This is a genomic window from Nocardia sp. CA-145437 (assembly GCF_050956485.1).
Taxonomy (GTDB): Bacteria; Actinomycetota; Actinomycetes; order Mycobacteriales; family Mycobacteriaceae; genus Nocardia.
Genome location: NZ_CP191204.1, coordinates 2,408,681 through 2,430,043, shown reverse-complemented (window position 1 = coordinate 2,430,043; position 21,363 = coordinate 2,408,681). Strand labels below are relative to the sequence as shown.

19 protein-coding genes are annotated in these 21,363 nt (G+C 69.6%); 5 read left to right on the top strand and 14 right to left on the bottom strand.

Annotated elements, in window-relative coordinates; translation table 11 throughout:
- Positions 1-24 precede the first annotated feature (24 nt).
- The 5 genes from truB to ACQPYY_RS10830 form a co-directional block, all read right to left on the bottom strand.
- Positions 25-1,062, bottom strand: a complete 1,038-nt coding sequence (gene truB / locus ACQPYY_RS10850; protein ID WP_433593626.1) for a tRNA pseudouridine(55) synthase TruB — start codon at positions 1,060-1,062, stop codon at positions 25-27.
- Positions 1,062-1,736 (bottom strand): 4'-phosphopantetheinyl transferase Npt, encoded by a 675-nt coding sequence (gene npt / locus ACQPYY_RS10845; RefSeq protein ID WP_379100154.1) that lies wholly within the window; start codon positions 1,734-1,736, stop codon positions 1,062-1,064. Before npt ends, truB begins: the two co-directional genes overlap by 1 nt.
- Before the next feature lie 151 nt (positions 1,737-1,887).
- The gene (locus tag ACQPYY_RS10840; RefSeq protein ID WP_433594619.1) at positions 1,888-2,829 is read right to left on the bottom strand and encodes a metallophosphoesterase family protein; all 942 of its coding nucleotides are present in this window, start codon (positions 2,827-2,829) and stop codon (positions 1,888-1,890) included.
- A gap of 99 nt (positions 2,830-2,928) precedes the next feature.
- A complete protein-coding gene (locus ACQPYY_RS10835; RefSeq protein WP_433593625.1) occupies positions 2,929-5,418 on the bottom strand; it encodes a hypothetical protein in 2,490 nt (829 codons plus the stop codon).
- Between the two features lie 27 nt (positions 5,419-5,445).
- The gene (locus ACQPYY_RS10830) at positions 5,446-7,128 is read right to left on the bottom strand and encodes an Hsp70 family protein (RefSeq protein ID WP_433593624.1); all 1,683 of its coding nucleotides are present in this window, start codon (positions 7,126-7,128) and stop codon (positions 5,446-5,448) included.
- Positions 7,129-7,178: 50 nt separating this feature from the next.
- On the opposite strand from ACQPYY_RS10830, the gene ACQPYY_RS10825 reads away from it, so the two are divergent.
- From ACQPYY_RS10825 to ACQPYY_RS10815, 3 genes are all read left to right on the top strand, one after another.
- On the top strand, positions 7,179-7,697 hold the full coding sequence (locus ACQPYY_RS10825) for a nucleotide exchange factor GrpE (protein WP_379095987.1): 519 nt from the start codon (positions 7,179-7,181) through the stop codon (positions 7,695-7,697).
- Positions 7,698-7,764: 67 nt separating this feature from the next.
- Positions 7,765-8,553 (top strand): SDR family NAD(P)-dependent oxidoreductase, encoded by a 789-nt coding sequence (locus tag ACQPYY_RS10820; protein WP_379095984.1) that lies wholly within the window; start codon positions 7,765-7,767, stop codon positions 8,551-8,553.
- Positions 8,550-9,695: a Rieske 2Fe-2S domain-containing protein gene (locus ACQPYY_RS10815; protein WP_433593623.1), complete on the top strand. Its 1,146-nt coding sequence runs from the start codon at positions 8,550-8,552 to the stop codon at positions 9,693-9,695. The genes ACQPYY_RS10820 and ACQPYY_RS10815 overlap by 4 nt, the downstream gene beginning before the upstream one ends.
- An 18-nt stretch (positions 9,696-9,713) precedes the next feature.
- Here ACQPYY_RS10815 and ACQPYY_RS10810 read toward each other — a convergent pair whose 3' ends face one another.
- The 9 genes from ACQPYY_RS10810 to rimP form a co-directional block, all read right to left on the bottom strand.
- The gene (locus ACQPYY_RS10810; protein ID WP_433594618.1) at positions 9,714-11,138 is read right to left on the bottom strand and encodes an MATE family efflux transporter; all 1,425 of its coding nucleotides are present in this window, start codon (positions 11,136-11,138) and stop codon (positions 9,714-9,716) included.
- A 750-nt stretch (positions 11,139-11,888) separates the two neighbouring features.
- Entirely contained in the window at positions 11,889-12,497 is a 609-nt protein-coding gene (locus ACQPYY_RS10805) for a nitroreductase family deazaflavin-dependent oxidoreductase (RefSeq protein ID WP_433593622.1), read from the bottom strand.
- Between the two features lie 217 nt (positions 12,498-12,714).
- On the bottom strand, positions 12,715-13,704 hold the full coding sequence (locus ACQPYY_RS10800; protein WP_433593621.1) for a DHH family phosphoesterase: 990 nt from the start codon (positions 13,702-13,704) through the stop codon (positions 12,715-12,717).
- A gap of 6 nt (positions 13,705-13,710) precedes the next feature.
- On the bottom strand, positions 13,711-14,163 hold the full coding sequence (gene rbfA / locus ACQPYY_RS10795) for a 30S ribosome-binding factor RbfA (protein ID WP_357281298.1): 453 nt from the start codon (positions 14,161-14,163) through the stop codon (positions 13,711-13,713).
- Positions 14,164-14,182: 19 nt separating this feature from the next.
- The gene (locus ACQPYY_RS10790; protein ID WP_357281636.1) at positions 14,183-14,473 is read right to left on the bottom strand and encodes a DUF503 domain-containing protein; all 291 of its coding nucleotides are present in this window, start codon (positions 14,471-14,473) and stop codon (positions 14,183-14,185) included.
- Between the two features lie 113 nt (positions 14,474-14,586).
- Positions 14,587-17,685: a translation initiation factor IF-2 gene (gene infB, locus ACQPYY_RS10785; RefSeq protein WP_379095972.1), complete on the bottom strand. Its 3,099-nt coding sequence runs from the start codon at positions 17,683-17,685 to the stop codon at positions 14,587-14,589.
- A 107-nt stretch (positions 17,686-17,792) separates the two neighbouring features.
- Positions 17,793-18,086, bottom strand: a complete 294-nt coding sequence (locus ACQPYY_RS10780; RefSeq protein WP_357281637.1) for a YlxR family protein — start codon at positions 18,084-18,086, stop codon at positions 17,793-17,795.
- A gap of 230 nt (positions 18,087-18,316) precedes the next feature.
- Positions 18,317-19,366, bottom strand: a complete 1,050-nt coding sequence (nusA, locus tag ACQPYY_RS10775; RefSeq protein ID WP_357281304.1) for a transcription termination factor NusA — start codon at positions 19,364-19,366, stop codon at positions 18,317-18,319.
- The gene (gene rimP, locus ACQPYY_RS10770; RefSeq protein ID WP_379095967.1) at positions 19,363-19,980 is read right to left on the bottom strand and encodes a ribosome maturation factor RimP; all 618 of its coding nucleotides are present in this window, start codon (positions 19,978-19,980) and stop codon (positions 19,363-19,365) included. Before rimP ends, nusA begins: the two co-directional genes overlap by 4 nt.
- A gap of 255 nt (positions 19,981-20,235) precedes the next feature.
- On the opposite strand from rimP, the gene ACQPYY_RS10765 reads away from it, so the two are divergent.
- Complete coding sequence (locus tag ACQPYY_RS10765) at positions 20,236-20,829, top strand: hypothetical protein (RefSeq protein ID WP_379095964.1); 594 nt, start codon at positions 20,236-20,238, stop codon at positions 20,827-20,829.
- Entirely contained in the window at positions 20,826-21,260 is a 435-nt protein-coding gene (locus ACQPYY_RS10760; protein ID WP_379095961.1) for a ferritin-like domain-containing protein, read from the top strand. Before ACQPYY_RS10765 ends, ACQPYY_RS10760 begins: the two co-directional genes overlap by 4 nt.
- Positions 21,261-21,363: the final 103 nt, after the last annotated feature.

Sequence of the window (21,363 nt, the reverse complement as noted above, 5' to 3'; positions counted from 1 at the left end):
CAACAGGTCAGAGGTTGGGCAGTGTCAGAGGTTGGCCGGTCGGACGACCATCACGGACGAGGCGCGTTTGCCGGACTCCTGGAGGAGGGCGATGGCGTGGCCGGCGGGGTCCAGGGCCGCGTAAACGCCTGGGATACCGACCGGTTCGAGCCAGCGGCCGTTGCGGAGGTCGTTCGCCTGGGCGTCGGTGATATCGCGGACCGGGAAGGCGGTGCGGACCGCGGTGTCGATGTCCAGGTTCAGGACCGCTTCACCCGCCTCGGCGGCGGCCTCGACCTGGGCCAGGCTGCGGGCGTGGTCGAGGGTGAAGGGGCCGACCGCGGTACGGCGCAGGGCCGTGAGATGGCCTCCGACGCCGAGCTTTTCGCCGAGGTCGCGGGCCAGGGCGCGAATATAGGTGCCCGAGGAGCAGTCCACCGCGACATCGAGGTCGACGAAATGGGTGTCGCCGGTGTCGACGTCGCGGCGGGTCAGGATGTCGAAGCGGCTGACGGTGACCGGGCGGGCCGCCAGTTCCACGTCCTCACCGGCGCGGGCGCGGGCGTAGGCGCGCTCGCCGTTGACCTTGATGGCGCTGACGGTGGCGGGGACCTGCTGGATGTCGCCGGTCAATTCGGCTACGCGCGCGGCGATCTCGGCGTCGGTGAGGTGTGCTGCCGACGCGGTGGCGGTGACCTCGCCCTCGGCGTCGTCGGTGATGGTGGACTGCCCCAGGCGGATGGTGGCCGTGTACGACTTCGTGGTCAGGATGAGCTGGCCGAGCAGCTTGGTGGCGCGTTCCACGCCCAGCACCAGCACGCCGGTGGCCATCGGGTCGAGGGTGCCCGCGTGGCCGACCTTCTTGGTGCGCAACAGCCTTCGGCTCTTAGCGACCACGTCGTGGCTGGTCCAGCCGCCCTCCTTGTCGACGATCAGCAGGCCGCCGAGGGCGTCCACCAGGGGCGGCAGCTTCTCCCGCTTGGGACCGGCCGGGCCGCGACGCTTCGCGCCGCTGCGCCCGGTGTCCGCCGAACCGGATTCCGTCGGCGCCGCGGCGTCCACCGCGATCGGTTCCTCGCCCATCAGGCCGTCACGATCGCGGTGAGGATGAGGCCGTCGCTGACGACCCAGCGGCCGTCGAAGGACGTCAGCGGAGTGCCGCCGTCGGTGACGGGGCCGGGGATCAGGAGGTCGCTGTGGAAGGTGCCCGCGCCGCCGTCCGCGGACTCCTCGTCCACGGTGAAGGTGATGTGGGCGTCCTCGAACCCGAGCCACAGGCCGGTGAGGGGGAACCACGCTTTGTAGGTGGCCTCCTTGGCGCAGAACAGGAGCCGGTCCAGGTGCAGGCCGGTGCCGGGGAGCACGGCGGAGAGCCACTCGCGTTCGGGCTCGAGGCTGACCGAATCCAGGACGCCGTCCGGGAGTTGACCGTGCGGTTCGGCGTCGATGCCGATCGAGCGGAAGCGGAGTTTGTGGCCCAGGGCCGCGGCGCGATAGCCGTCGCAATGGGTGAGGCTGCCGACGATGCCGCGCGGGAACACCGGTTCGCCGGTGCCGCCCTTGCCGATGGCGACCGCGGGCTCACCCAGCTGGGTCAGGGCCTGCCGGGCGCAGTAGCGGGCGCCGATGAAATCACGGCGGCGCTTCTCGACCGCGCGGGCGATCAGATGCTCCTCGCCGGGATGCGGTTTCAGATCTTCCGGGTAGGCCGTCAGCTCGGCCGCCGCGACCCCGCTCGGGAGAATTCTGCCGAGTATGCGCGCCGACTCCGTCGCCGCGACTGCCCGCTCCTCGATGACCCGCCTCCTGCTCGCTTCCACCAACTGCCGAATCGAGCCTACCGGGCAGGCCGGTCACGAACCGCTTCGCGCGGACCCGCGCGGCCCGGCCCGGCCTTGCCGCGACGGATCAGACCAGGCCGCGACGGCGTTCGGCCTGCTCCTTCATCTTCACCGCGGCCGCCTGCATCTCCGGGGTGATCTTGAAGTGGCCGCCCCACTCATTGAGGGTGTCGCCGTAGTCGGGGACCGGCAGGATCTGGCGCAGCAGCCGGTCCGGCAGGCCGCGGCGCTGCCACTCCCGCGGATAGCCGAGCGACACCTCCTCGAAGCGGACGCCGTCATACCAGGTGGTGCGTGGAATGTGGAGGTGGCCGTAGACGGCGCAGACCACGTTGTAGCTGGTGTGCCAGTCCGCGGTCAGGTCGGTGCCGCACCACAGGGAGAACTCCGGGTACCACATCATGTCGACCGGCTTGCGCAGCAACGGGAAGTGGTTGATCAGGACCAGCGGAGTGTCGGCGGGCAGCGCGTCGAGGCGGCGCTGGGTGTACTGGACTCGGGCGTGACACCAGGCGTCGCGAGTCAGGTACGGCTCGGCCGACAGCAGGAACTCGTCGGTCGCCACCACATTGCGGTCCCGGGCGATGGCCAGGCCCTCGGCCTTGGTCTTCGCGCCCTCCGGCAGCCACGAGTAGTCGTAGAGCATGAACAGCGGGGCCAGGGTGACCGCGCCGCCGAACTCCTCCGCGCCCGCGCCCTCCCACACCGGGAACGGGTCCTCCGGCGTGACGACGTCCAGATCGCGGCACAGCGACACCAGGTAGTCGTAGCGGGCCGCGCCGTGCATCTGCACGGGATCCTTTGCGGTGGTCCACAATTCGTGATTGCCGGGCACCCAGATGACCTTGGCGAAGCGGCCGCGCAGTGTCTGCAGGGCCCAGCGGATGTCATCGGTCTTCTCGCCGACGTCACCGGCCAGGATCAGCCAGTCCTCGGGGGAATCCGCGTGGATCGCCTCCACCACCGGCTTGTTGCCCTGATGACCGACATGGATGTCGCTCACCGCCATCAACTTCGGAATCACCCGGTTCCGCCTTCCTGTTCACGACCGTCCTGGCAGCAACCATCCCGGCCTCCACCAGATTCCCACGCGCGGGAGAAACCGGCGTCACCGCACCCAGCGAAGGCGAGCCGCGGCGCCGAATCCGGCCGCGACGGTGAGAGTTCCGGACGGCTCCCGGCGACACGACGCCACCGCCACATGGCAGGGGCGCGGGATCTCGGCGGGGATACGGACGCCGCCCTCGATCTCGTAGCGCATATTGGTGACCTTCCAGCGCCGCGCCCGAGGGTCATCGGGGTCGATCGGCGGAGCGTCGGCACGGGCCACGACCATGACCTCGGTGATGCCGGTCGGCCATTGGAAGACCAGCAGGCCATCGCGCTCGGCCAGGCCGCGCACGGTCGGCAGGCCGCTGGGCTCGGCGTCCGGTGAGGCGGACGCGCGATCCCCGGCGGAACCGGTGGCAGTCGAACTCCCCACGGATCCACCCGCCGTCGAGCTCCCTGCGGAACCCGCCACCGTCCGGCTCCCGGTGGCGGACGCATCGCCGCTGCGATGTCCGCCTGACGCCGCGGCTCCCGCACCGGCAGAAGTCCGGTCCGAGCGGGTCATGTCCGAGGCGCGGCCCGAGATCGAGGCGACCACGCCGTACACCGGCACCGGTCCGGCGGGTGCGCCGCCGTCCTCCATCGCCACGCCGCGGGTGCGGCCGACCACGCGCCAGGAACCGTCGGCGAGCAATCGGGTGATTCGGTACTCGGCCTGGTCGGTGGTGGAGGGGGTCCAGGTGATCACGACCGTGCCGTCCGGTTTGCGGCTGACGGTGACGTGCTCGGGCGCGGCGACCCGGAGTTCGGCCAGAGCCGCTCGGGCCTCGGCGTGGTCGGCGCAGACCTCGAGGACTGCGCGCACCGCCTGCATGCGCAGGCCGGGATCGGCGGGGAGGGCCTCGAACAAGCGGCCCGCCTCGATCACGGCGGCCCGCGCACGCCCGATCAGCAGTTCCCGGCTCGCCCCGCGCGGATCGGGATTCGCGACATCGGCGGCTCGTCGGTCCAGGAAGTCCAGGTGCTCGGCCAGCGCCTCCACGAATCGCCGCCCCGCACAACAGGACACGGCGGCGCGCCAGTGCACGACCGCCTCGGCGAGCACTCGCTCGACGTCCTCCCCCACCGCGCGCACCGAGCGCGCCGCCGCCGCGTCATCGCCGACCAGCCGCCGGGCGTCGGCGATGAAAGCCGCCGCCTCCTTGGGCTTTCCGGCCCGCAGTGATGCCCGCGCCGCCCGCAACGCGACCTCCCAGGGCCGCCCCGACTGGGTCGTGCCGTCGTAGGGCGTCCGCTGCCAGCGCTCCGGCTCGGGCGCGCCGGGGGCATCCGCCGCGCCCTGCGGTGGCACCGCGCCTTCCGAAGACCACTGTCCACCACCGGTTCCGGCCGCACCGCCGGCGGTTCCGGCGTCGACCGGAGTTCCGGCGGCGCGACCACCGGTTCCCGCGGCACCAGCACCGTCCGCCGGGGTTCGTGCCGCGCCGGTCGGGTAGTTCGACGATGGTGTGGCGGAGTCCGTGTGGGTCGAGTCGGTCGGCCGGGGCCGGGCGGCCCGGTGTTCGTGGCCCTCGACAGTCGTGCCGAGTTCATCGGCGAGGGCGATCAGGACGCGCTCGGCGTTGGCGCGGTCGAGTCCGCCGGCGATGGCCACGCCGAGCAGGTAGTCGAAATCCGGTGCCACCAGGAGGTCTTCGACGAGTACGGCCGCGCGGACCTGGGGGCGCAGCTGGTCGGTGACGGTTTCGGTGATGGTCAGCAGATAGGCGTCGACCAGCGGGCCGCCGGGCTCGAGCAGATCGCCGATGTGGATGAGGAGCTCGTCGAGGACCACGCGCAGGCGGCCGGGCGGGAGTTCGCGGGTGCGGGCGCGCAGGGCCTCGGCGCGCAGGCGGATCTCGTTGCTGCGGTGGGCCGCCGCGAAGTCCATGTCGAGCAGTGACAGCAGGGTGGGCACCGGGTCGCCGGCGATGAGCCGCTCGTATTCGGCCAGCAGCGACCGGATCTGGCGGCGGCGCTCGGTACTCAGCGCGGGCGCGGCCGGGGGCGGCGGCGCGGCCGGGGCCTCGTCGATGATGCGGTGGCGGCGCACCCGGGCGGCGACCTCGGCGACCGTCAGGCCGCCCAGGCGGCCGATGTCCTCGAGGCCCGCGATCTTCCCCGCGGGAATGCCGTTGTGCCGCTGGATCAGTCGCTCGATGGCGGCATCGAGCATCTCGTAGCGTTCGGCGTCGCGACGGTCGCGCAGCTGCTTGACCCGATCGGCCTCGATCAGCCGGGAACCGGTGTGCAGCAGCGGCTCGGACAGGTCCTGATGCGCCTCGACCAGTAGCCCGGCCAGCACCCGGAACTTGGGGTGGTCGCGCAGCTTCTGCCACAGCGCCCACACCTGCTCGACCCGTGCGGCGACGTCGGCGTCACTCAGCCGGGGCGCGTCGGCGAGCGGAATGTCGTACAGCTCGAAGGCATCCGACTCCGCGAGGCCGCCGCGGCGTTCGACGGCGGCGAGGACGCGTTTGCGATAGTCATTGGGATCGAAGGCGTGCATGGCTTTTCGTCGGAGAGCGTATACCGGTCAGGAATTGCGGCGGCGGGTGCGCTGCAGCTGATCCAGCTCGCGCTCCACATCCGCCTGCGACAGGGTGGCCCCGGTCTGCACCGACAAGGTCAGCGGCAGATCGGCGTCCACATGGTAGGCCGTCACGTGCAGCACACCGTCGAATCCCATCTCGAAGGTCACCCGGACTTCACTACCCTCCGGATACCCCGGCGGAATATCGCGAATCCTCCCCTCCACCAGCACCTTCGTGTCCTCGGGCCGGGTCGAGGCCGCCTGCCCCTGCTGCTCGACGATGGTCAGCTCGATCTGCTCCTGGTTCGCGCGCACCGTGCCGTAGGAGCGCCGCACCTTGATCGGCAACGTCTGATTGCGATGCACCAGCCAGCTCGCCGCCAGCCCGTTGAACGGATCCAGCGCCAGCACCCCGAATCCGCGCGACACCACGGTGTCCACCTGGATCTCGATCATGCGGCGCACCAGGCTCACCGGCTGGCCGAAGGATGCGGCCACCCGCGCCAGCGAGCCCTCCAGGTCGCCGGGGTCGGCGTCACCGAGCGCGGCGCCGTCACGCAGCCGCCCGCGGGTCACCAGGTCCGCGGCCACCAGCCGCTCCATCTCCAGCTTCTCGCCGTACAGCGCGGCGCCGCGCGCCACCGACAGGTCGGGGTCGCGGAGTTCGCCGGTGAGCCCGAATTCCTTCCGCAGCTGCTCGGCCACCATCGGCATGCGCGAGGAGCCGCCGACCAGCAGCAGCCGGTCCACCTGCCGCACTCCGCGCTTCTCGGCGGCGGCCAGCACCGCCTTGGTCAGGTCGAGGGTGCGCCGCATGAGCGAGGCGGTCAGCGATTCCAGATCGGAACGGGTCAGCGGGATCACCGCCCGCGCGCCGTCGTGCGCGATCACCACCTCGGTGTCCTCGGCGGCGGTGAGCTCCTGTTTGGCCTGTTCGGCGGCCAGCACCAGCAGCTGGGAGCCGACCGAATCGTCCAGGGGGTCTTCGGCATCGGGGTTGGCCGTGCAGAACTGCTGCGAGAGATACAGCGCCAGCCGCTCGTCCCAGTCCGCGCCGCCGAGCTGATGGTCGCCCTCCACGGCGAGCACCGAGATGCGGCGGTCGGCCAGTTCGATGACGGTGGCGTCGAAGGTGCCGCCGCCGAGGTCGTAGACCAGCACCGTCTCGCGCGCGGGTTCCTTGCCGAGTTCGATGCCGCCGTCGAGGCGCCCGAAACCGTAGGACAGCGCGGCCGCGATCGGCTCCGAGAGCACGCCCGCCACATCGAATCCGGCGTAGGTTCCCGCCTGGATGGTGGCGCGGCGCTCCTCGTCACCGAAGTAGGCGGGCACCGTGATGACCGCGCGCCGCACCGGTTCGCCACCGGAGAACTCGGCATCGGCGGCAAGGCTTTTCAGGATGAGCGCCGACACCGCGGGCGCGGACCACAGCTGCCCGTGCGCGCCGAACCGCCATTCGGCGTCGCCCATACGGCGTTTCACCAGGGTGCACACATTGTCGGGGTCGAGCCGGGCCTGTCGGCGCGCGCCCTCACCGACCACATGGTCGGTCGCGGAGGCGAACAGCACAACGGAGGGAACGGTCGGTTCCCCCTTCAATCCGACCAGCACCTGCGGCCGGCCATCTGCGTCGATTGCCGCAATTGCCGAATTCGTTGTGCCCAGATCGATTCCATAGACCCCCATGGACGGCGATGGTAGCAGTCACCGGCGACAGCTGGGTTTATCGTTCGTGCATGAGCGATCCAGCCCCGGCGGCCACGATTCCCCAGGCGCCCCCAGCGACCGCGGAGGAGTCCGCCCCGACTCTCGACCGCATCACCGAACGCATCGACGACCTCGCCCGGGTCATCGCCCGGCAGGCCGCCACCATCGAGCGACTAGCCGACGCCGCCAAACTGAAGATCCGCGACGAGCGCGCCGAGGCCGACGCGCCGCTGCTGCGTGATCTGTTCGCCCTGCACGGGCTGGCGCAGACGTTCGTCTCCACCTCGAACTCTGAACCGGACCGGCAGGGCTTCGAGGCCATCAACCGCCGGGTCGAGCGCATGCTGGCCGAGCGGGGCGGCGAGCTGGTGACACCGTTCCGGGGCACGGCGTTCGATCCGGAGACCATGGAGGCCGCCGAGGTCGCGGGCACCGACGACCCGGACGCCGACAAGACCGTGGAGTCGGTCATCCAGCCGGGCCTGACCATAGGGGATCGCTCCATCCGGCCCGCGAAAGTCGTTGTGCGGCGGTATCGCAGGCCGTAGTCCAGGTCTGGACCCACCCAAAAACTGACACTTGTTGCATTAAGCGAAGTCGCTTAATCTCGGGTCCATGACCTATTTCACGGCCACCGCGATAGTCACGGGCGCCGCCTCGGGGATCGGGCGCGCGCTCGTGATCCGGCTGCTGGGCCACGGGACGCGCGTCTACGCCGTCGATCGCGATGCGGCCGGGCTGGATTCGCTGGCCGCGAGCAGTTCCGGCGAGCTCACCACCCTGGTCGTCGACGTCACCACCCCCGAGGCCCTCGCCGAGGTGGTGGAGCGCGTCATCGCCGACCACGGGCGACTCGACTTCATGTTCAACAACGCGGGCATCGTGGTCGGCGGCGATTTCGCGGACATGACCGACGCGGCCTGGCGCACGATCGTCGACATCAACTTCTGGGGCGTCGTGCACGGCACCCGCCTCGCCTACGCGCGCATGCTCGAACAGGGCGGTGGGCACATCATCAATACCGCCAGCAGCGCCGGCGTCATGCCGGTAGCCCGCTCGACCGCCTACGCCGCCACCAAACACGCGGTGGTCGGCCTGAGCACCTCGCTGCGCGCGGAAGCCGCCGAACACGGAATCAAGGTCAGCGTTGTCTTGCCCGGCGTGGTCGACACCGGCATCTTCGACAATGCCGTGAACCTGCCCGGCTACAACTACCGCGCCAGCATCGACAAGCTGCCCTTCGCCAAGGTGACACCCCTCGACGCCGCCGACGCGATCCTGCACGGCGTGGCGAAGAACAAGCAGTACATCAGCTTTCCGGCCTACAACCGGATCATCATCGGGCTCAATCGACTGCTGCCCGACGTGATGGCGCCGATAATCAATCGCGGAGGACGCAAATGAAGCAGCAGTATCGCAGCATCGATATCGGCGAACCGATGACGAGGTTCGCCCGGGGGTGGCATTGCCTCGGGCTCGCCGAGACCTTCCGGGACGGACAACCACACTCTGTCAATGCCTTCGGCACCAAACTGGTGATCTGGTCCGACAGCACAGGCGAATTGCACGCCCTCGACGGCTACTGCCGGCACATGGGCGCGGACCTCGCCTACGGCAGCGTCAAGGACGACAACATCGCCTGCCCCTTCCACGATTGGCGGTGGCGCGGCGACGGCAAATGCGCCGCCATTCCCTATGCGCGGCGCGTTCCGCCGTTGGCGCGCACCAGGTCCTGGATCACCTGCGAGGAGAACGGGCAGTTCTTCGTCTGGAACGACCCCGAGGGCAATCCCCCGCCGCCCGAGGTCGCCATTCCGCACATCGAGGGCATCGACACCGACCAGTGGAGCGACTGGGACTGGAACTCAGTGCTCATCGAGGGCTCGCACTGCCGCGAGATCATCGACAACAACGTCGACATGGCGCACTTCTTCTACATTCACTTCGCCTACCCCGTGTACTTCAAGAACGTGTTCGAAGGGCATGTGGCGACCCAGTTCCTGCACTCCAAGGGCCGTCAGGACATTCACGCCAAATCCAACTACTCGCAGGAAATGTCGTTGCTGCGTTCGGAGGCCTCCTATTTCGGGCCGTCGTACATGATCAACTACCTGCACAACGACTTCGGCGACAACACCGTCGAGGTGGCGCTCATCAACTGCCACTACCCCGTGACCCACAACTCCTTCATGTTGCAGTGGGGCGTGAGCGTGCAGCGCATCGAGGGCCTGCCGCCGGAGAAATCCGAGAAACTCGCCAAGTCCTTCGGCAAGAGCTTCGGCGTCGGCTTCCTCCAGGACGTCGAGATCTGGAAACACAAGACCCGCATCGACAATCCGCTGCTCACCCAGGAAGACGGACCCGTCTACCAGCATCGCCGCTGGTACGAGCAGTTCTACGTCGACGTCGCCGATATCACGCCGGAAATGACGGCCCGGTTCGAATACGAGGTCGACACCACCCACGCCAACGAGAACTGGCAGGCCGAGGTGGCGCAGAACCTCGAGAAGCAAGCGGCCGCCCAGGCGAACGGCGCCGCCGACTAGCGACTCCGCCGGGACGGATCACGACATCCGTCCCGGCACCTCGGCACCGACGCGGGCCCAGCGGCCCGACAACGCCCGCCACGACACCGTGATCAGGCGCAGGACCAGGAAGGCGACCAGACCGGTCCAGATTCCGCCGATGCCCCAGTCGAATTCGAGCGACAGCCAGATCATCGGAAGGAATCCGAGCAGCGCCGAGCCGAGGGTGGCGTTGCGCAGGAAGGCGGCGTCCCCCGCGCCGAGCAGGACGCCGTCGAGGGCGAACACCACACCGCCGATCGGGATGATCGCGACGAAGAACCACCAGACCACATTGGTGCGGTCCAGCACCGCGGGATCATCGGTGAACAGTCGCGGGATCAGCGAGTGGCCCGCGGCGAAGAACACCGCCAGCACCGTCGCGAACACGGTCGACCAGGCCGTGACCCGCCGGGCCAAACCCTGTGCCCCGCGCGCGTTTCCAGCCCCGAGCGCCGCACCGACCAGTGTCTGCGCCGCGATGGCCAGCGAATCCAGCGTCAATGCGATGAAGTTCCACAGCTGCAACACCAGCTGATGCGCCGCCACCGACGCGGCGCCGAACCGTGAAGCCACCGCCGCCGCCGACACGAACGACGCCTGGAAGGCGAGACTGCGCACGATCAGGTCGCGGCCCAGCACCAGCTGCGCCTTCATGATCTCCAGATGCGGCGTGATCGGCACATGCGCCTGCCACAACGCGCGCACGAACAATGCGCCCGACACCGCCTGCCCGGCCAGATTCGCGACCGCCGACCCCTCCAGCTCCAGCCGCGGCGCACCCAGCAGGCCGTGCACCAGCGTCGGGCACAACACCCCCGAAACCACCAGCCCCGCAACCACATACATCAGCGGCCGCCGAGTCTGCTGCACCCCGCGCATCCACCCGTTCCCCGCCATCGACAACAGGATCAACGGCACCCCGAACAAGGCGATCCGCACCCACGACTCCGCCGCATCGGCGATATCGGACCCACCGGCGATGTCCCGCGTGATCGGTCCCGCGAACACCTGCACTACCAGCACGATCGCCAACCCCGCCGCCACGGCGATCCAACTGGCCTGCACGCCCTCGACGACCGCCCCGGGCTCATCACCGGCCCCGTGCCGCCGCGCCGCGCGCGCCGTCGTCCCATAACTCAGGAACGTCAGCTGCGAACTGACCTGCGCCAGAATCAAACCCCCGACCGCCAGCCCCGCCAGCGCCAAAGCCCCGAGCCGCCCCACCACGGCCATGTCGAACAGCAGATAGATCGGCTCGGCGACCAGCACACCGAGGGTCGGCACCGCGATCCCGAGAATCCGCCGCGGCCCCGCAGCCGCAGCCTCCGCACCCCGCGCCGCCACCCGCTCGCGCCTGGCCGCCTGCTCGCCTCCGCCCGGGAGCTCCGGGCCACCGCCGGCCGCTGATTCCCCTCCGGCCATGCTCGCCGCGGCTCGGCCATTTCCGGCCACGGCCGGGGATCCCGGGTCCTCCCCGCCGTCCGCCACGATCTCCGCACCGCTCATCCGCCCACCATCCCATACGTGCACGAGCCGAACCGCCCGCCGAGGGCCCTGAGCGGGCAAATATATGGTGCGAGTCCGGGCACCCGTCGACTGCCGATCCACTCCCGAGCTGTCGGCGCTGCACGGCGCACGCCGACGAGGTTGTTATGGCTCCCACCGGAAGCCGCGGCCTCGATCAGCTGCGAGTACCCCGAGGTGACCGACCCGGCGTCGGCGCGGGTTGCCAGCGGCTCTGGCGAGCAGACCGACAGCTCGGGTTCAGCCTAGGGCCGGCTCTTAGATCGAGCTCGCACGTCCATCGTCCGGCGCGCCCGGCAACCAAAGTTAAATGCGCATGTCCGCATTTGCGCATGCGGGCTGAGCGCAGACCATCGATGCCCGCCATCCCGGTGCCGCGCGGCGAGCTCGGAACATGGATGTTCGCGGTCGGACGACCGACGTTGCCACCGATGTGGATGCCCGCCGCCGGCATCCACGTATCTTGGTCCGCCCACCTGATCAGGTCCAGGTCTGCAACTACCCGAATCAGCTGACACCGTGGAGGTATCGCGCACGATCGGGATCTGCGGGCTGCCCGGCGTCAACCTCGACCCACTGTCCGGATGCGGGATTCGCCTCGCGCTGACCGCGGCCGCTCCCCCGGGACAGGGCCGCAGGCAGGCGGTTTCATTCGCGGCGGGAGGCCCACCACAATGCCGCGACAGTGAGAGCGGCGGCCGCGAGCGCCGGGCGGGTGTACGGGGATCGAGGGCGGGGCGATGTGGCGGCGCGGATGGCGGCCAGGCGTTGCGGGGTCGGGGTGACGGGGTGGAGTTCGAAGACGCGGAAGGTGCGGCCGCCGGAGAGGTCGTGTTCCATTTCGTAGCCGGGCCAGAATTCGACGGCGGTGTCCCAGGCGCGTTTTCGCTCCACGCCGGTGATCTGGGTGACGGTGACCGGGAAACGCCGGCCGCCGACGTGGACGGTGGCGACGTTCGCGGCACGCAGGTTCGCCGACCAGGACGGGTGTTCGGGGCTGCCCCAATTGGATCCGATGAGCAGGATGCTGTCGCCATTGGGGACGTAGAGCAGTGAGGTGGTGCGCGGGACACCGGTCTTGCGGCCGATCACGGTCAGTTCGAGGGAGGGCAGGCCCGCGATGTCGAGGACGCCGTTGCGGCCCCGGGTGATTCGCCGGACCGCGCGGTCGGACGCGAGAATCGTGCCGGATGCGTGCATGACCCAGCGCTGGGTGCCGAGACGGCGGGCGACGCGGGGCAGAATTGTGGACGCCATGGGAATTCCTCACCGGTATCGGGAGTTCCGCGAACGCGGTCGCGCATGCCTTCGCCCACTTCGAGAATGCTGAAACGTCCTTGTCATCAAGCGTATTCGCGCGGAAGCCCCCGGACTGTTCCCCCGGCAAGCCGTCGGCGGAGGATGGTTGTCGCATCCACTGTAATCACAAAGGCTTAATCGCGTGTGGCGAGCCGGAAATCAGCTGAGACCGGTCTCAGTCACTCAAACGGATTTTCAGCGTCTCGACCAGGTCGTCGTGCGATCCGGTGGCGCTGTACCCGGCGGCATAGCGATGCCCGCCGCCGCCCAGCGACACCGCCACCCGCGCCACATCGACGCCGGGAGTGCCATCGGCATTGGCGTGCGAGCGCAGCGACACCGTCCACCGGTCCGGCTCGGTCCGCGATTCCTTGAACACGGCCGCGACCTGCGCCTCGGCCGCGGTGCGGATGAGGTCGATGACGCTCTCCACCTCCTCGGACCGGACCGCCTCGGTGTCCTCGCGGCGGACCACCGCGTAGACCAGGCCCGCTCCCCCGGCCACGTCCGGCAACAACTGCGCCGACCCCAGCACCCGCGACAGCATCGGCAGCCACGCGAAAGGATGGGTGTCCATGAGGGTGCGGGTGATGGCCGCGCCGTCGATGCCGGTGGCCAGCAGCCGTTCGGCCAGGGCGTGCGAGCCCGGCCGCACCCATTTGAAGGAGCCGGTGTCGGTGACCAGTCCGGCGTAGAGGCAGTGCGCGATATTCGCGTCCAGCGGCTCGGACCAGGCGTCCAGGATGCGGGCGATGACACCCGCGGTCGACTCGGCGGCCTCGTCGACGATGTTCACGGCGCCGAAGCGGGTGTTGGAGCGGTGATGATCGATCACCAGAGTGGTTGCGGCACCGGCCAATCGGTCCCGCAGCACACCGAGACGATCCACGCTGCCGCAGTCCACCGCGACCAGTACATCCGTCTCGGCGGGGACCTGATCGGGCCCGACCAGCAGGTCGGTGCCGGGCAGCGACCGCATGGACACCGGCAACAGGTCCGGTTCGGCGAAGCAGACGACGACCGGGACCCCGCGCCGACGCAGGACCTGCGCCAACGCCAGCCCGCTGCCGACGGTATCGGCATCGGGCTGGATATGGCACAGGATGGTCACCGACTTCGCGGCGTCGAGAATCTCGACCGCCGGGGTGACGTCGACGGGGGTCACCGGGGGTCAGGCTTCGTCGTCTTCTTCGTCCTCTTCGCTCTTGTACGGGTCCTCGTCACCGGCGTAGGTCGCGCCGACGGCGACCTGCGCGACCCGCGCGTCGCTGGCGCGGGCCTTGGCCAGCAGCTCTTCCATCTCGCGCGCCGCGTCGGGCACGGTGTCGAGCTTGAACGCGAGCGTGGGGGTGAACTTCACACCGGTGCCCGCACCCACCTTGGACCGGAGAATGCCGGCGGCGGCCTTCAGACCGGCGGCGGCTTCCGCGTAATCGGGTTCGGCGTCGATGGTTTCACCCATGACGGTGTAGAAAATGGTCGCCTCGCGTAGATCCCCCGTCACCTTCGAATCGGTGACGGTGACGAACCGCAGTCGCGGATCCTTGATCTCGTACTCGATCGCCGTGGCGACGATGGACGAGATGCGCTTCGCGAGTCGGCGTGCTCGGGCTTGGTCAGCCATGAGAGCGCTCCTCACTTCTTCAGTCTTCGGGTCCGAAGATGCGGCGGCGTACCGACAGCAACTCTAACTCCGGACGATTGGCGACGTGCCGTTCACACTTGTCCAGCACCTCGATCAGGTGATTCATGCCGTAGCTGACCATTGCCACACCGAGCAATGACCGTCGATAACGGTCATGATCTCCGCCCTCGGTGACACTCACATCGAACCGTTTCAGGTCCGCGAGGATGGGGCGGATGACAGAGCGCTTCTCTTTCAGTGAATGCACATCACCGAGCAAGATATCGAACTCGAGCGCTCCGAAGAACATCTTTTCAGTCATATGAACGCGCCCCGGGGAATGCGCGCACAGTTACCCGGAAAGGTAAGGGGCACAACCCCGCCGGACCCTGAGGTCCGGCGGGATCGCGTGTACTGCTTCGCCTAGTCGCGCGGCTTCTCCCGCAGCTCGTAGGCCTCGACGATGTCGCCTTCCTTGATGTCGTTGTACCCGACGGTCAGACCACATTCGTAGCCTTCGCGGACCTCGGTCACGTCATCCTTCTCACGACGCAGCGACTGGATGGTGGTCTCGGCGACCACGACGTTGTCGCGGATCAGGCGCGCCTTGGCGTTGCGCTTGACCGAACCCGAGAGCACCCAGCAACCCGCGATGTTGCCGAACTTGGAGGAGCGGAAGATCTGGCGGATCTCCGCCCGGCCCAGCTCGTGCTCCTCGTAGATCGGCTTGAGCAGACCCTTGAGGGCCTTCTCGATCTCGTCGATCGCCTGGTAGATGACCGAGTAGTAGCGGATGTCCACGCCTTCGCGGTTCGCCAGCTCGGTCGCCTTGCCCTCGGCGCGGACGTTGAACCCGATGATGATCGCGTTCGACGCCGACGCCAGGTTGACGTTGGTCTCGGTGACGCCACCGACACCGCGGTCGATGACGCGCAGACGCACCTCGTCGCCGACATCGATACCGAGCAGCGCCTCTTCGAGGGCCTCGACGGTACCGGAGTTGTCGCCCTTGAGGATCAGGTTCAGCTCCGAGGTCTCCTTCAGAGCGGCATCCAGATCTTCCAGGGAGATCCGCTTGCGGCTGCGCGCGGCCAGGGCGTTGCGCTTGCGAGCGTTGCGGCGGTCGGCGATCTGACGCGCGATGCGGTCTTCCTCGACCACGAGCAGGTTGTCACCGGCGCCGGGCACCGACGTGAAACCGATGACCTGGACGGGCCGCGACGGCAGGGCCGCCTCGACGTCGTCGCCGTGCTCGTCGACCATGCGGCGCACGCGACCGTAGGCGTCGCCCGCCACGATCGAGTCGCCGACCCGCAGGGTGCCGCGCTGGATGAGCACGGTCGCCACCGGGCCACGGCCGCGGTCGAGGTGGGCTTCGATGGCCACACCCTGCGCGTCCATGTTCGGGTTGGCGCGCAGATCCAGGGCGGCGTCCGCGGTCAGGACCACGGCCTCGAGCAGCGACTCGATGTTGGTGCCCTGCTTCGCCGAGATGTCCACGAACATGGTCTCGCCACCGTATTCCTCGGCGACCAGACCGTATTCGGTCAGCTGCTGGCGAATCTTCTGGGGGTTCGCGCCTTCCTTGTCGATCTTGTTGACCGCCACCACGATCGGCACGTCCGCGGCCTGCGCGTGGTTGATGGCCTCCACCGTCTGCGGCATGACGCCGTCGTCGGCCGCGACCACGAGGATCGCGATGTCGGTGGCCTTCGCACCACGGGCACGCATGGCGGTGAACGCCTCGTGACCGGGGGTGTCGATGAAGGTGATGGTGCGCTCTTCGCCGTTGACCTCGGCCTCGACCTGGTAGGCGCCGATGTGCTGGGTGATACCGCCGGCCTCGCCCTCACGGACGTTGGCCTTACGGATGGTGTCCAGCAGTCGGGTCTTACCGTGGTCGACGTGACCCATGACGGTCACGACCGGCGGACGGACCTGCAGGTCATCCTCGTCGCCGTCGTCCTCGCCGTAGGTGAGGTCGAAGTTGGCGAGCAGCTCGCGGTCCTCGTCCTCCGGGGAGACCACGTGCACGACGTAGTTCATCTCCGAACCCAGCAGCTCGAGGGTCTCCTCGTTCACCGACTGGGTCGCGGTCACCATCTCACCGAGGTTGAACAGCGCCTGGACCAGCGAGGCCGGGTTGGCGCCGATCTTCTCGGCGAAGTCCGACAGCGACGCGCCACGGGCGAGACGCACGATCTCACCGTTGCCGCGCGGCAGCCGCACGCCACCGGCGATGGGCGCCTGCTGGTTCTCGTACTCGGCGCGCTTCGCCCGCTTCGACTTACGGCCACGACGCGGAGCTCCACCCGGACGTCCGAACGCACCCGCGGCACCGCCGCGACCGCCACCGGAACCCGGACGGCCACCGCCGCCACCACCGGGACGACCCCGGAAACCACCGGGAGCACCCGTGCCACCACCGGCACCGGCACCGGCACCAGCGCCACCCGCACCGGGAGCGCCGCCACCGCGGTAACCGCCGCCACCGCCACCGGGACGGCCGCCGCCGGCACCCGGACCACCCGGACGCGCCGGACGGCCTGCGCCACCCGGACCGGCCGGACGCTGAGCGCGAGCGGGCATGGCACCCGGGTTCGGCCGCGGGGGCATCGAACCGGGGCTGGGACGCGGACCGCCGGGACGGGGACCGCCCTGACCGGCGGCAGCCGGACGGGGACCACCCTGGCCGGGACCGGGGCGCGGACCGCCCTGGCCGGGACCCGGACGGGGACCGCCCTGACCCGGACCCGGACGCGGGCCGCCCTGCGGCTGACCCGGACGCGGGCCACCCTGGCCCTGACCCGGACGCGGACCACCCTGGCCCTGACCCGGACGAGGGGCCGGGCGCGGCGCGGGACGCTCGGGCGCGGAAGAGAAGGGGTTGTTACCGACACGCGGCGGCTTCGGACCCGGCTTCGGGCCACCCGGACGCGGACCGGACTGCGGGGCGGGGGCACCGCCCTGCTGCGCCGGACGCGGGGCCGGAGCGCCCGGACGCGGAGCGTCGGTACGCGGGGCCTGCGGAGCCGGAGCGGACGGCGCCGGAGACGCGGAAGCGGCTGCCGGAGCAGCGTTTTCGCGAGCCGCGGGCTTCACGCCCGCACCCTCTCCGGGCTTACCCGGAGCCGGACGCGCTGCGGGAGCGGCCGGGGTCGCGGGCGATTCGGCACGGGCGGCCGGAGCCACCGGTGCGGCGGGGGCCGGAGCCGGAGCCGCCGGGGCCGGAGCCGCCGGGGTCGGACGCGGGCCGGGACGGGGACCGGCACCCGGGGTGGCCGGCTTGGCGGCCGGACGCGGGGTGCTGTCACCACTGGGCTTGGGGGCCGCCGGCTTGGCGGCACCGGAGGGGGCGCTCTTGGGTGCGAGCGACTCCCGCAGTCGGCGCGCGACAGGTGCTTCCACCGTCGAGCTCGCCGACTTCACGAACTCGCCCTGCTCCTTGAGCCGTGCGAGTAGTTCTTTGCTCGTGACACCGAGTTCTTTTGCCAACTCGTGCACGCGGGCCTTGCCTGCCACTGCTCTCCTCACTCAGAGGCCGAGCGTGACAGCCCGCTTACAACGGGGCGTCCGCACGACCTCGACTAATTTCGAAGGCCGATCATTTCTGGGACTTCACGGTGTGCTCATGAGTGCTCGTGCCTGTTCTCTACGTAATGCTCCAGGGCTGAGATATCCAGATGTCCGGACACTCGTAGTGCTCTGCCGATTGCTCGGCGCCGAACTGCTTGACTCAGACAAACCGAAGAGGGGTGCAACCAAGCACCCCTTCCGGGAAGTCTGCGCCGCGGATCCGGAACGACCACGAGGGTTTGCCCACTCTCGGCAGACCCTTGCGCCACGACCCGCATCAGATCGGCAGCCAGCTCGCGTCTGCGACATCCGATGCAGGTCCGGACGGGTGCTGATCGTGCCGGCACCCGCTCGGCGCGCGGAGGAGTCGAAGACTCGCGCTGAGCCTGCGTCCACTCTACCGCTCTCACGTCCCGATCTCCGCATCCGTACCCCTTGGAAGTTACCAAGCTGTCATCCCAGGGGTCTGTTTCACAAATCCATTTCCGACCGGGCCGGACTCATCGAGCAAGATCAGCGCGGTGCCGGGCGGCCGCGACCGAGCTACCGTGGCGCCCCGATCCCGGCCGCACGACCCTCAGTTCCGGTGCGTGTCGGAGCCGCCGGTCGCCGCCGCGGGACGCGCGCCGCCCTGCGGGTCGGCCGCCGCGTCCGAGCGGATGTCGATCCGCCAGCCGGTGAGCCGGGCCGCCAGGCGGGCGTTCTGGCCCTCCTTGCCGATGGCGAGGGAGAGCTGGAAGTCCGGGACCACCACGCGCGCGGCGCGGGCGTCGGGGTCCACGATCGTCACCGACACAACCTTGGACGGGGACAGCGCATTCCCGACGAAGGCGGCCGGGTCCTCTGCGTAGTCGATGATGTCGATCTTCTCGCCCGCCAGCTCGCTCATGACATTGCGCACACGCTGACCCATCGGGCCGATGCACGCGCCCTTGGCGTTGACGCCCGGGACGGTCGATCGGACCGCGATCTTGGAGCGGTGCCCGGCCTCGCGGGCCACCGCCACGATCTCGACCGAGCCGTCGGCGATCTCGGGGACCTCGAGCGCGAACAGGCGGCGCACCAGGTTCGGGTGGGTGCGCGAGAGGGTGATCTGCGGGCCGCGCGGACCGCGGGAGACACCGACCACGTAGCACTTGATGCGGTCGCCGTGCTCGTAGGTCTCGCCCGGCACCTGCTCCGCGGGCGGGATGACGCCCTCGGCGCCGTGGGCTTCCGAGCCGATGCGGACCACGACGGTGCCGCGGGCGTTCATACGCGCGTCGCGCTGCACCACGCCGCCGACGATGTCGCCCTCGTGGGTGGAGAACTCACCGAAGGATTTCTCGTTCTCGGCGTCGCGCAGCCGCTGCAGCACCACCTGGCGGGCGGTGGTGGCGGCGATGCGGCCGAAGCCCTCGGGGGTGTCGTCCCATTCGGAGATGACATTGCCGTCGGCGTCGATCTCGCGGGCCATCACGCGCACGACACCGGTCTTCTGGTTGATGTCGATGCGGGCGTTGGGCTGGTGACCCTCGGTATGCCGGTAGGCGGTGAGCAGCGCGGACTCGATCGCGGAGATCACCGTCTCCATCGAGATCCCCTTGTCGGCGACAATCGCGCGCAGGGCTTCGATTTCGATGTTCATTCCACGATCCCTTCGGTCAGTGAATCGGATTCTGTTGTTTCGGTTTCGTTGTCGTCCCGGGCGCCCGGTTGAGGACGGCCCGGCGATACTCCCCCCGCGAGCTCCAACTCGGCCACGCCGGGCGGATTGAACTCCACCTGCACGACGGCCGATCGGATGTCGGCGAGCGGCACCGTCACCCGGTGTGGCTTCCGCTTGCCGCCGAGGACCAGGGCGATGTCGGCGCCGGTGAGGACGCCGACCCTGGCCTCGAACGTGGATTTGCCCTTCTCCTCCGGTGATTCGGCGCCGGGAGCCAGGGTGATCTTGACCTTGCGCCCCTGCGCGCGCTGCCAGTGCCGCGGGGTGGTGAGGGGCCGGTCGATGCCGGGGGTGGTGATCTCCAGCAGATACGGGGTCTCGCCGAAGTCACCGGCGTCGTCGAGGGTCTGCGAGATCTCCGAGCTCAGTTCCGCGACCGCGTCCAGGTCCGGAGATCCGTCGCTGTCGACGGTCACCTTGACCTTGCTCGCTGGACCGGCAGCCGAGATCGCGACGCCTTCGAGGTCGAATCCTCGGCGTTCGACGAGCTCAGCAACTAGCTGGCTCACCCTTTCCTCGGTCGGCATCGGCATATGGGGCGGCTCCTGGTTCAGTTGTCACGGGTTGAGTTGTCTGTTCGGCGAAATACCGGGCCGAAGGTCTAGCGTAACGCGCGGAAAGAGTGTAAAGGACCAGCCGACCCGCCCGAGTTCGGCATGGTCGGCCGTGCGGTACCGATGGCGCGTCGAGAGCGACGCGCCCAAGACGGTTGCCCGTCGTCGCTGATCACAGCCTATCCGACCGCCCTCGCGCAGCAAGCTGTCCGCGACGGCTGGCACCATGTATCCGTGCCCAGCAGTCAGAGCGGCCTCGTGGCCGATGTCGTCGGTCTCACGGTCCCGCCGGACCGAACCGGCTCCGCCCCCACCCCGACGTCGTCGCCCCGGTCCGATGCCGCGGTGAATCGGCGCTCCGCGCTGCGGCTGGCCGGGGGCGGCCTGCTGGTGGCGGCCGCCGCGGGCGCGTCGGCCGCGTGTACGAAGAACGAGCAGCCCGCCGCGCCGGATCCGCTGCTGGCGCAGGAGACCGCGGCGCTCACCGATGCCGCCGCCGCCAAGGCGGCCATCGCGACCACCCCCGATCGCGCGGGCGCGCTCCAGACCATCGCCGATCAGCGCACCGCGCACGCGCAGGCGTTGCGCACCGAAATCGACCGCGCCATCGGCGTTTACGGCGACGGCACCACCCCCAGCCGCCGCACCCCGCCGCCCACCGCGATCGCCGTCAACACCCCGTCCTCGGTGGCGGCGCTGCGCACCCAGCTGAGCGCCTCGCAACGTTCGGCCGCCGACCTGTCCACCTCCCTCTCCGGATACCGCGCCGGGCTGCTGGCCTCGATCAGCGCCTGCTGCGGCACCCACGCAGGAGTCCTTCTCGCATGACCACCCTCGATCAGCAGGCGCTCATCGATGCCCTGAGCGCCGAGTACGCGGCGGTCTACGCCTACGGCGTGATCGCCGCCTACGCCAACCACGACCGGGACAAGCTGGTGGCGGAATTCACCGCGGCGCACCGGGCCCGGCGCGACGCCACCATCGACGCGCTGAACGCCGACGGCGCAACGGTTCCCGAACCAGCGGCCGCCTACACCGCGCCGTTCCCGGTGAACGATCCGATCCCGGCGGCGAAGCTGGCGGTGACCGTGGAATCCGACGCCGCGGCCTCCTGGCGGGCGGTGGTGGAACGCGCCACCGATCCCGGCGTACGCCGCACCGGGATCGAAGCGCTCACCGAATGCGCTGTGCGCCTTGCCACTTGGCAGTCGATCCTGGGTGCGAGCCCGGTGACCGTGCCGTTCCCCGGTAAGGCCTGATCGGATACCGGGAAACCGGTCCGCAGGGTTACCGGGAATTCGCCGCGTCCGCACTTTCCGTTTCCGTTCTCGATCATTGGGCACAACCCTGGATCGATAGGGT